This window comes from Flexivirga sp. YIM B11880 (genome assembly GCF_058148645.1).
Window position 1 is genome coordinate 1 of sequence record NZ_JBMAMH010000028.1, and the last position, 11,386, is coordinate 11,386.

General features: G+C 63.3%; 9 protein-coding genes. 8 read left to right on the forward strand and 1 reads right to left on the reverse strand.

The window, feature by feature from the left end; all coding sequences use genetic code 11:
- Nucleotides 1-88: 88 nt before the first annotated feature.
- Nucleotides 89-265, forward strand: coding sequence for a DUF6104 family protein (locus ACN8HC_RS19545; protein WP_183318104.1), 177 nt, complete (start codon nt 89-91; stop codon nt 263-265).
- Between the two features lie 2 nt (nt 266-267).
- Nucleotides 268-936, forward strand: coding sequence for a GDSL-type esterase/lipase family protein (locus tag ACN8HC_RS19550; protein WP_490076512.1), 669 nt, complete (start codon nt 268-270; stop codon nt 934-936).
- 43 nt (nt 937-979) lie between these two features.
- On the opposite strand, the gene ACN8HC_RS19555 is transcribed toward ACN8HC_RS19550, so the two are convergent.
- Entirely contained in the window at nt 980-1,882 is a 903-nt protein-coding gene (locus ACN8HC_RS19555) for a hypothetical protein (protein WP_490076513.1), read from the reverse strand.
- A gap of 185 nt (nt 1,883-2,067) precedes the next feature.
- Here ACN8HC_RS19555 and ACN8HC_RS19560 point away from each other — a divergent pair, with 185 nt between their 5' ends.
- From ACN8HC_RS19560 to ACN8HC_RS19585, 6 genes are read left to right on the forward strand one after another with little or no spacing between them, the layout of a single operon-like run.
- The gene (locus ACN8HC_RS19560; RefSeq protein ID WP_490076514.1) at nt 2,068-3,534 is read left to right on the forward strand and encodes a tyrosine-protein kinase domain-containing protein; all 1,467 of its coding nucleotides are present in this window, start codon (nt 2,068-2,070) and stop codon (nt 3,532-3,534) included.
- A complete protein-coding gene (locus ACN8HC_RS19565) occupies nt 3,512-5,380 on the forward strand; it encodes a polysaccharide biosynthesis protein (protein ID WP_490076515.1) in 1,869 nt (622 codons plus the stop codon). The genes ACN8HC_RS19560 and ACN8HC_RS19565 overlap by 23 nt, the downstream gene beginning before the upstream one ends.
- Nucleotides 5,377-6,510, forward strand: coding sequence for a DegT/DnrJ/EryC1/StrS family aminotransferase (locus ACN8HC_RS19570; protein ID WP_490076516.1), 1,134 nt, complete (start codon nt 5,377-5,379; stop codon nt 6,508-6,510). Before ACN8HC_RS19565 ends, ACN8HC_RS19570 begins: the two co-directional genes overlap by 4 nt.
- Nucleotides 6,507-7,151, forward strand: a complete 645-nt coding sequence (locus ACN8HC_RS19575; RefSeq protein WP_490076517.1) for a sugar transferase — start codon at nt 6,507-6,509, stop codon at nt 7,149-7,151. Before ACN8HC_RS19570 ends, ACN8HC_RS19575 begins: the two co-directional genes overlap by 4 nt.
- Before the next feature lie 16 nt (nt 7,152-7,167).
- Nucleotides 7,168-9,306: a bi-domain-containing oxidoreductase gene (locus ACN8HC_RS19580; protein ID WP_490076518.1), complete on the forward strand. Its 2,139-nt coding sequence runs from the start codon at nt 7,168-7,170 to the stop codon at nt 9,304-9,306.
- A 26-nt stretch (nt 9,307-9,332) separates the two neighbouring features.
- Complete coding sequence (locus ACN8HC_RS19585) at nt 9,333-11,267, forward strand: heparinase II/III domain-containing protein (RefSeq protein WP_490076519.1); 1,935 nt, start codon at nt 9,333-9,335, stop codon at nt 11,265-11,267.
- Nucleotides 11,268-11,386 lie beyond the last annotated feature (119 nt).

The following is an 11,386-nucleotide window of genomic DNA, read 5'->3' on the forward strand; positions in this document are numbered from 1 at the left end:
CGAAGGAGTCCGCGGCGCCCTTCGGCGTATCGAGACCAGCGCGCTCCCCCGGGCACTGTGCGCGGTGCCGCACCCGCAGAATGGACGCATGTATTTCACCGACCGAGGCATCGAAGAACTCGCCGAGCGCCGCGGCGACGAGGAAGTCACGCTCGGCTGGCTGTCCGATCAGCTGCGCACGTTCGTCGACCTGAACCCCGACTTCGAGACCCCTGTGGAGCGACTCGCGACCTGGCTTGCCCGGCTCGACGACGAGGATGAGTGAGAATGTCCCACGTGACCAATCACCACGACGGTAGCGAACCCGAGTTCAGTCCGACCGCTCGCTTCCACGTCTCTGATGGTGACCGTCGCATCGGACTGTGTTTCGTCGGCGATTCGTTCGTCGCGGGCTTCGGCGACCCGAAGGCGCTCGGCTGGGTGTCACGGGTCGTCGCGCGCACGCCGCACTCGGGCATCGACCTGGCCAGCTACAACCTCGGCATTCGCGGTCAGAGTTCCACGGACATCCTCGCCCGCTGGCAGGCGGAGTGCGCGCCGCGCTGGGCCCAGGCCAACGAGCGTCGGCTGGTGGTCGGCCTCGGTCTCAACGACATCGCGCAGGGCCTCACCACGGCCCGCTCGCGCCTCAACCTCGCCAACATCCTTGACGACGCGTCCACCGCGGCGATCTCGACGTATGTCGTGGGCCCCGCCCCCACCATCGACGCCGAGACCAACGACCGGCTCGAGATCCTGGTCGATGCGCAGGCCGATGTGTGCTCCCGGCGTGGGGTCACCTATGTCGACTGCTTCCGCCCGCTGCTCGGCCATGACCAGTGGCACGCCGACCTGGCCTCCGGCGACGGCATCCACCCGGGCCAGGCCGGTTACGGTTTGATCGCCTGGCTGGTGCTGCACGCCGGCTGGCAGAGCTGGCTGCAGCTGGAGAGCTGACCGTCGAGCAGCGGTAGACCCGCCGTTCGGAGTGGCGGGGCGTTCAGCTCTTCGACCAGCTTCCGGACACTCCACCGGTCCAGGTGTTGTTCGCCGCAATCAACCATCCCTTGTCTCCGGCAAAGGTCAGATCGACGGCTTTCGGGGCACCCTGCACACAGGTGATCGGCTGTGCCGACCCGCTTGAGGTGATTATGTCGAGCTCCACTCCCCTGCACCCTTCGACGGAGCGCGCGACGACCACCGTCTTGTCGCCTGCGGTGCCGATGCTGAGCAACCCCGCATCTTGATAGATCGTTTGCGGCTTACCGCTTCGTGAGACTTTTCTCACACTGCCGTTCGAGCACAGTACGTCGGCCACGTTTCCCGCTGCCGTCGCGATGTCGATCACCGGGCCTGCATCGCAGGCCTGCCGCTGTTGACCGGCGCGCACGATCGCACCGCTCTTCGCGTCCTTCGGCACCCAACTCCCGGTGTCGGACGTATACCAAGCCCCGCCCGTCCCGAGAGACCATGACTTCTGGGCACAACCGTCCGACGCCTGGCCGCTCAGCTGCAGATGCCCGCTCCTATCGATGCCGATACTGTCGGCCGCACCGGTCGGTGGCTTGGCCAGCGTCTTCCACGTGCGCCCGCCGTCGCGACTGGCTTGCACCTGCACCGATCCGTTGCAGCCGCCCGAATTCACCGCGCGCCAGGCCCGGTCTCCGTTCAGCGCAGTGGCGAACACCGACCGCGCTGGAATGGTGACGGTGCTCGCCGCCGGAGCAGCGCCGGTCGCCGCTGTGGACGGACCGTCGAGAGCTGCGGAGCTGCCCGAGCTGGGGGCGCTGGGAGCCGCCGTCGGGCCGGCCATCGCACGCGAGTGTTGCTGGACCGCCACGAACGCTCCCAGATCAGCCAGCACGAGCACGCCAATCGCGAGAGCCGACACCGATGGCCTCATGCGTCCTTCTCCCAACGTCTCGCCCCGCCGACGGGAGTAACCGGCCGGCCATAGCAAAGCTAAACAAAACTCGCAAGCAACTTCGCGTTGCGCCGCATGACCGGTGTACTCTCCTAAGCGGCCACCTGTGTGACACGAAGTGACTCGTGTTACGAAATGTACCGGTCTTGCCTCGGAAGGATCTCATGGACCTGCGCAGTTATCTTCGGATCCTTCGGAAACGCTGGAAGACTGTGGCCATCACTGCCCTGGTCGTCCTCTTGTTGGCGCAGGTCTACACCTTGCTGGCTCCGAAGAAATACTCGTCGAGCTTGCAGTTCTTCGTGTCGACCGCCGACTCCACTGACGCGGCTCAACTCGCGCAGGGCAGCACCTTCAGCCAGGCTCGGGTCACGTCCTACACCCAGTTGGTCAGCGCGCCAGTGGTGCTCAACCCGGTCATCCAGAAGCTGCACCTCTCCGGCACCGCGAGCGACCTGGCCGGCAACGTCACCGCCGCCGTCCCGACGAACACCGTCCTGATCGATGTCACGGTGACTGAGCGGAGTCCGCACCTGGCGCAGCAGATCGCAGCAGCCATCGGTCAGCAGTTCCCCAAGACTGCGCAGAACCTTGAGCGGGTGTCGTCTGACAAGACCAGCCCGGTGAAGGTGACGGTCACCAAGAACGCAGTGGTCGACCGAACGCCCGTCAGTCCGAGGCCAACGCGCAACCTGGCGCTGGGTCTGGTTCTCGGCCTGCTGCTCGGCGTCGGTCTCGCCGTGCTGCGGCACACCCTCGACAGCAAGGTTCGCACCAAGGAGGACGTCGAAGAGCTCTCCGACGAGCTGACCATTATCGGAGCGATTCCGTATGACGGAGACGCGCCGAAGCACCCGCTGCTCGTGCAGGCCGACCCGCACTCGACCCGCGCCGAGGCGTTCCGCACCCTGCGCACCAACCTGCGTTTCGTCGATGCAGCCAACCATCCGCGCACCATTGTGATGACCTCTTCCCTGGCCGGCGAGGGCAAGACGACGACGACGGCAAACCTGGCCCTGGTCATCGCGGACACGGGTGCCAGCGTCTGCCTCATCGAGGGTGACCTGCGACGCCCCCGGCTGCTGGAATACCTCGGCATGGAGGGCGGCGTCGGTCTCACCGATGTCCTGATCGACCAGGCTGAGCTCAGCGACGTGCTGCAGCCGTTCGGCAAGCGCAAGCTCGTGGTGCTCGGTGCCGGTGCGCTGCCGCCGAACCCGAGCGAGCTGCTGAGTTCCGGAGCGATGCACGCCACTCTGGAGAAGCTGAAGGACCGCTTCGACTACGTGCTCATCGACGCTCCGCCGCTCCTGCCGGTCACCGACGCGGCAGTCCTGACCACCATCGCAGACGGGGCAGTCTTGGTCGTCGGAAGCGGTCTGGTGACTCGCGACCAGGTGTCCACCGCTGTCGGATCGCTGGGGGCAGTCGGAGCACAACTGCTCGGCGTCACGATCAACCGCCTGCCACGCAGCAATCGCGTCGCCGGATACTACGACTACGCATACGGCTACCGTGCTCGCACCGACGTGCCGACGCGTCCGGCATCCTTCGAGTCGATGCAGGTCGACAACGCTGCGGAGGAACCCGTTGGCGAAAGGGGCCGGCATGCCCGTCTCCGCGTCCGCTGAGCCGGCATCGCCATCGGTCTCTCCGCCTCGGCGCCGTCGGTCCGCCCGCGACCGGATCATTGAGTGCCTCTGGGCAACAACGGACACCGGCCTTGTCGTCGTCGCAACGTTTTGCGCAAGCTGGCTGCGCTATGACCTCGACATCGAAAATGTGACGTTTTCCCCAGTGCTCCGATTCGCTCTGGTCGCGGCGCTGATCCACCTCGTGCTCGGCTTCGCGGTTGGCTCCTATCGGATCGACCATTTGCGCGGATCTTTCGAGGAGACGGTGTCCATCGGGCAAACGGCGCTCCTCTCGGCGGCGATCCTCACGCCGCTAGTCCTGTTGACTCCGTGGCTTCGCCACGTCCCTCGCAGTTTGGCCCTCATGGTGCCCGCCTTCGGCCTCATTGGCATGTTTACCGTGCGCTTCGTGGTGCGCTCCTATCGTTGGAGCCGCGCCACGGGCTCCGAGAACGTGGAAAAGGTGATCATCTTCGGCGCCGGCCAAGGGGGTCGACGACTCATCCGGGCGATGCAACGCGACATCGACTCCCACTACTCACCGGTTGCCATTCTGGACGACGACCCGCGTAAGCGCCGGCTGAAGATCGACGGCGTGCCGGTCAAGGGTGGACGGGCGAAATTGCCGTCCGTGGCAGCGAAGACCGGCGCAACATCTCTGGTCATCTCGTCGCCCTCAGCCGACGCCGACCTGGTCCGATCGTTACGGGAAGACGCCAGAGGCGCTGGCCTCGAGGTGCTCATCCTGCCGTCGATCAATGAGCTCTTCGGCCAGCGACCGAAGCACCAGGATCTGCGTCGACTCAACCTCGAGGACCTGCTCGGCCGTCGGCCCGTCAGTCTCGACGAGGCCGCCATCGCCGAGTCGATCTTCGGCATGACCGTGCTGGTCACGGGCGCCGGTGGCTCGATCGGGTCCGAGCTTGCTCGCCAGATCTCGCGCTTCGGCCCGGAGCGGCTGATCCTGCTCGACCGCGACGAGTCCGCCCTCCACGCAGTGCAGATGAGCCTGACCGGCCGAGCGTTGCTCGACGATGGCACGCTGGCACTGGTCGACATCCGTGATCTCGATGCTCTTCGCCGCGTGTTCGTTCGAGAGCAGCCGGACATGGTCTTCCACGCGGCCGCGCTGAAGCACCTGACGCTGCTGGAGCAGTTCCCGCTCGAGGCGTGGAAAACCAACGTGCTCGGCACGCTCAATGTACTGCAGGCAGCGCACGAGGTCGGTGTCAAGACCCTGGTCAACGTCTCCACCGACAAGGCCGCGCATCCCTCATGCGTGCTCGGCTACAGCAAACGACTCGCGGAGCGACTCACAGCGAGCTTTGCAGAGCACGCGGACGGGACCTACGTCAGCGTCCGCTTCGGTAACGTGCTCGGGTCGCGCGGCTCTGTCATTACAGCCTTCACTTCCCAGATCGAGCGCGGTGGTCCAATCACGGTGACGCACCCCGAGGTCGAGCGCTATTTCATGCTCATCCCGGAGGCAAGTCAGCTCGTGCTCCAAGCATCGGCCATCGGTCGCGACGGCCAGGTGATGGTTCTCGAGATGGGCAGCCCGGTCAAAATCGTTGACGTTGCCCGCACCCTCATCGACCTGTCCGGCAAGAAGGACGTCGACATCATCTTCACCGGCCTGCGGGCTGGCGAGAAACTCTCCGAAGAACTCTTCACGCCAGGGGAAGACATCCACAGGTCCAGCCACCCCCTCATTGATTACGTCGGTGTACCGTCTCTCAGCCCGTCGACTGTGTTGGCCGCGGATCCCAGCGATGGCATCTCTGCTCTCGCCAGGATGCGGCACGAAGCAACAACGTCGACACCAGTGAGGGAGCAGGCGTGACGCGCATCCACCTGTCCAAGGCGGATATCACCGAGGTCGAGGAGCGGCTCGTCCTGGAGGCGCTGCGGTCCGGTTGGGTCGCCCCACTTGGCCCGATGGTGGACCGTTTCGAGGCCGAGGTCGCCGCCCGGCTCGGCGTCGCGCACGGGCTCGCGCTCTCGTCGGGCACTGCAGCGCTGCACTTAGCTCTTCTGCACAGCGGTGCAGCACCCGGACGCGTCGTCGTACTGCCGTCAATGACTTTTGCTGCCTCAGCAAATGCAGTCGCCTACACCGGTGCGACACCGGTGTTCGTGGACTCGCGGCTCGATGACGCAAACGTTGACGGGCCGTTACTGCTGGCAGCCGTCGACAAATTGCGAGGCGAAGGTGCGGACATCGCTGCAGTAATGACGGTCGACCTGTTCGGCCGGACCGCCGACTACGCGACGCTGGTGCCTGCCCTCCAACAGCGAGGAATTACGCTCATCGAAGATGCGGCGGAAGCGCTTGGCGCGACCACGCACGAAGGTTTCGCTGGGTCTTTCGGCGAAGCGGCGGCGCTGTCGTTCAACGGCAACAAGATCATGACCACCTCGGGCGGCGGCATGCTCTTATCGGACGATCCCGAACTCATCGCACGGGCCCGCTACCTCTCGACCCAAGCACGCCAACCCACTGCGTGGTACGAACACACCGAGGTCGGGTTCAACTACCGCATGTCCAATGTGCTTGCGGCGCTCGGCCTGGGTCAGTTGTCACGTCTCGACCAAATGATCAACCGACGACGGGAAATACGGGACCGGTATGTGAATGCTCTTAGCGCCGTTGAGGGCGTGCGCTTTCTTGGCCGGGATAGCGCTTTAGACGATAGGAATGACAACTGTTGGCTGACTTGCATCGTGCTCGATGAGTCGATGCCCACTGAACCCAGTCTGATCATCAAATCCCTTGAAGCCCATGGCATCGAATCGCGACATCTATGGAAGCCGATGCACCTTCAGCCGCTGTACGCGAATGCTCGCATGTTCGGCAACGGCGGCAGTGAGAAGCTCTTCGCCCGCGGTCTGACGCTGCCGAGTGGATCCGAGCTGACGAATGCTCAGATCGACCGAGTGATCGACTCTCTTGTGCCGATGGTGACTGTGTGATCGCACGTACGATGAGCCTCAAGCGCGCGATCGACCTCGGCGTAGCGGTTCCCGGCTTGGTGCTGTCCCTGCCGATCCAGGCTTGCATCGCCCTGGCGGTGCGGAAGAAGCTCGGCTCACCGGTGTTTTTCAAGCAGAAGCGTCCCGGCCGCGACGGTCGACCATTCACGATGATCAAGTTCCGGACGATGCTCCCGGCAGATCCTTCACGTGGCCAACTCACGGACGAAGCCCGCATGACGCCCTTAGGTGGGTTCCTCCGCGCGACCTCACTCGACGAGCTGCCTACTCTCTGGAACATCATCAAAGGCGACATGTCGTTGGTAGGACCCCGTCCCCTGCTGATGGCGTACTTGGAGCGCTACTCCACTACGCAAGCACGCCGACACGAAGTCCGCCCAGGGCTCACTGGACTGGCCCAAGTCAACGGCCGCAACACGCTTTCCTGGGAGGACAAATTCGCTTTGGACGTCCAGTACGTCGACTCGCACAACACCATGCTCGACCTGAGCATCCTGGCGCGCACCGTTCTCGGCGTCGCACGTCGAGAGGGCATCTCCGCCGATGGTGCCGCCACAATGCCTGAGTTCCTTGGGCCGCCTGACACACCAGCACGAAAAACGGGAGCGCAGCTTCCATGAGAAAGGACATCGCCGCATGAAGCAAGTCGTCCAGTCTGTGGGCAACGGGAGCCTTCGGGTCGTGGAGGTGCCCTCGCCGACCGCTGGCCCCGCGGAAGTACTGGTATCGACAACGCGCTCGCTCCTTTCGACCGGCACAGAGAAGGCCGTGCGCGAACTCGCCTCGGCGAACCTTCTCGATAAGGCCAGAGCACGTCCTGATCAGGTTCGCCAAGTCCTGAAGAAGGCAAGAAGCGAGGGGATCCGTAGCACCGTCCAGGCCGTGCGCACGAAGCTGGACGAAGACATGCCTCTGGGATACTCCGCGGCTGGCGTGGTGATGGAGGTGGGTACCTCTGTGGCCGGCATCACCCCGGGGATGCGCGTCGCAACAGCTTCGGCTGGCCACGCCTCCGCTCAACTAGTCCCATCGTTGTTGACAGTGCCCATCCCAGATGGCGTCAGCGATGAGGCAGCGGCTTTCGGCGCCGTTGCTGCCATCGCGATGCAAGGCCTGCGTCAGGCCGATGTCCAGTTTGGTGGAACCGTCGCTGTAGTAGGTCTAGGGCTGGTGGGTCAGCTGACTGCACGTATGGCGATGGCAGCAGGGCTGAAGGTGGTCGGTGTCGATCTTCGCGAGTGGACCGTGGACCTGGTCCGTCACGAGGGCGCCGACGGTCTCATCGAGTCAGGACAGGACACAACGGATGCCATCATTGCCCTGACGCACGGTCGTGGGCTCGACGCCGTCCTGCTGACGGCATCAACGAAGTCCTCGGACCCTGTGATGGCAGCAGTTGACCGCGTTCGCGACAGAGGTGTTGTTGTGGTCGTAGGCGACATCGGTCTTCAGCTACAGCGCACTCCCTTCTATATGAAGGAAGTCGATCTGCGCTTTGCCCGGTCCTACGGTCCGGGTCGATACGAGCGAAACTACGAAGAACACGGGATCGACTATCCAATCGGCCAGATCCGGTGGACGGAGGGTCGCAATATCGAGGCCTACCTCGACATGGTCGCCAGCGGCCGGTTGAAGGTAGACGACCTGGTTACCCATGTCTTCGATATTGACGATGCCGAGAAGGCATACGCCACAATCGAGTGCGACGCGACCGCGCTCGCTGTGCAGTTCTCTTATCCACAGAGCGGGATCGACCGGAAGCCTGTGCTCGTACGCTCGACCTTGGCACGCGCTACGAAGGGTAGTGGGATCATCGGCGCTGGCAACTACGCCAAGATGACGCTCCTGCCCGCCATGAAGAAGGCCGGGCTGCCACCCCCTGTAGCCGTGACCTCTGCCCGCGGGCTCAGCGCGCGACACCTAGCTGAACGACACAGCATCGTAAAGGTCGTCGCAGATGTTCCGACCATGCTCGCCGATACCAGTGTTGATACGGTCTTCGTTCTCTCGCGCCACGACTCGCACGGAAAGATCACGAAGGACGCGCTTGACGCCGGCAAGCATGTTTTCGTGGAGAAGCCGTTGGCCCTGAGCGAGGACGAGCTTGATGCCATCGTCGAGACCGCATCCAATTCCGATCGCATCATTTGGGGCGGATTCAACCGTCGCTACTCTGAGGCCATTCGGAGATCTCGGGAAGTATTGTCAGCTTCGTCCGAGCCGCTCGTGCTGACGTACCGTGTCGCTGCGGGACGCCTCCCCGAGACCCACTGGTACAAAGACCGACTTCAAGGCGGCCGCTTGCTTGGCGAGGTCTGCCATTTCATTGATCTTTGCTCATGGGTAGTAGGTCGCCCGGTCGAAACCATCACCGCCTTCGGTGATGGCAGCGCAGAAGCGGTTCTGCAAGAGAACCTCGCGATCTCGATGCGTTTCGCCGGCGGATCTGTCGCCACGATTACGTACGCGGAGCATCCACACATTTCTGCGTCGAAAGAACGACTGGAAATCCTCGGACGCGGTCACGCGATTATTGTCGACGACTTCATACGAGTTTCAGCGGACGGCAAGGATATCAAACTGGAATCACCCGGCAAGGGCCACGTTGAGAACTTGAAGGAGTTCGCGTCGGTGCTCGACGGTCACGCTGACGGGTTGGCTGACCTGCGCGCAACCATCGCGAGCACTGCCGCTGCATTAGCCGCCGTGGCATCCCTCCAGTTTGGTACCCAGGTGCAGGTCGATTCGCGCGTCGGCGACGGCGTCTTCGCATAAGTCACGCCGGTTCATAAGGAAGCCCCTTGGCAAATCTCACCCGCCTCGCGCGCGACGTCCGCGCGCTCGGTGTCTCAGCGCCGCTTCGCGCAGCGTACGAAGCGTCCAAGCGGTTCAACGGGCACTCGCTGCTCTTTCGCGAGACCAGGGGTGGGTATCGTTCCGTCCCTGTCCCCCTCGGCAATCAACGGCCGCAGGATCAGGAAACACGCAAACGCTGCCTCACAGATGCGGAAGTGATTCTTGACCAAGGCACTAGGGTCTTTAACAACCGCGCGGCGACCGGTGCGATGGCGAGTTGGACGATGGATCCGCTCACAAAACGCTGCTGGCCTAATGACACTCCGTGGTGGCGAATCGATATACGGTCTGATGCACGAATGTCGGACGTCAAGTTCGTTTGGGAAGCGGCGCGGCACCGCGATCTGGTGGTGCTCGCCCGCGCAGCCTCTCTTGCGCCCGATGGTCCATGGTTGACGAAGCTCATAGAGATGCTTGACCAGTGGTGTCGGGAATGTCGGCCCGAACGCGGTATTAACTGGTATTCCAGTCTGGAGTTGGCGCTGCGCGCAATCGCCTGGAACCAGGTCATCGCTCTAGCTGGCGATCGCTTCCCAGATGGCCTTCGAGCTGAAATGGACGATCAACTGGTGGCCAGCGCTCACCACATCATGATTGAGCTGCCTTACACCATGACCAGCATGAAGAACAATCACCTCGTTGGTGACGGACTGGGACTGGTCGTGTTGGGGCGGATGTTCGCTGATCATCCGGCGGCCAGCCGATGGAAGGCGATCGGCGACCGACTGATGCTCAAGCAACTGGCGCGGCACATGCGCCCGGATGGATCGATGATCGAGGACTCACTGTCCTATCACCGATTCGTCTTGGAAATGCTCGTTGTTCGAGTGCTGCTGGGCGACGCTCCTGACAAGATTCAGACCGCAATGCACAAAGCGGCAAACCATCTAGGCAGGCTTCGTGTGTTCGAAGGGCGAATACCTCAGTACGGCGACTGGGACGAGGGAAGAGTGCTCGCCGATTCTGCGCCGGCTGGCGACGTAGCCGGTTCTGCGCACCTCGCACTCCATCTGAGTGGCGTCCGGCGCCCCGCTGCTGCCTGGCGTCGTTACGATGAATTGGCGTGGTACGCGGAGTCGCCCGCATCAGACGACGAAGGCGGCGACGCTGCCGAGGTCGGCGGATGGTCCAGCGGGCACTTCGCCGGAGCCACACAGGGCTCGTGGCGGGTATGGCTGAAACAAGCGCAGACGCGTTCCCACCAGCATGCCGACCTGACTTCGGTATGGATCACCAAGGATGACAGCTGGATCATCGAAGACCCGGGCACCGGCACCTACAACGGCCCGCTAGAGGTTCGCAATGGGTTTAGGACAAGCGCTGCGCACCCTGTCTGGCGCCCCGAAGGCGAAGACCTTCTCGGGCCCCACCGTGCATTTCGATGGCGGCGGTCGTCCGTGCCTTGCGGCTCCGGATACCTGGACCTCGGTCGCCTGAGCGCGCTCTGTTCGTGGCACGACGGCTTCGCTCATATAGGCCGGTTCCTTCGCCTAGTCCTTCTCAGCAGCGATGGGGTAACCGTTATAGATCGGCTACCAGTCGCAGCGCAAAACTGGACCATGACCGTCCCACACGGTGCGGCCGCCGATCTCCTCGACGGGCTGGGTTCGAGTCGCATCGCAACTGGCACCGAGGACCCCTTCCTTGGATGGCGAAGTTCTACGTACGGCACTTGGGAGCCCGTTCCGTGGACCATTGCAACATCTTCAGGAGGTTGGTTCGTATGGGGCGCAGGTCGAGTGCGGGACGCCACGTCGTTCACTGACACGAGGCTCGAAACCGAAGACATCCGCATCGATCTGGACCATGCCGATATTCCAAGCGTCGTGACGCTGACGATCGACGGCACCGAGCACCGACTGGAGACATCCAGTGCCTAGTGGTGTGTCCCGCAAATAACTAGTGGAATACGCGATATCCTTGCTCCATGAGCGCACCTGCAGCCCCACCGTTGTCGATGTCGGACAGTCAGCGGGCCACCTTGGAACAGTTGTCTCGA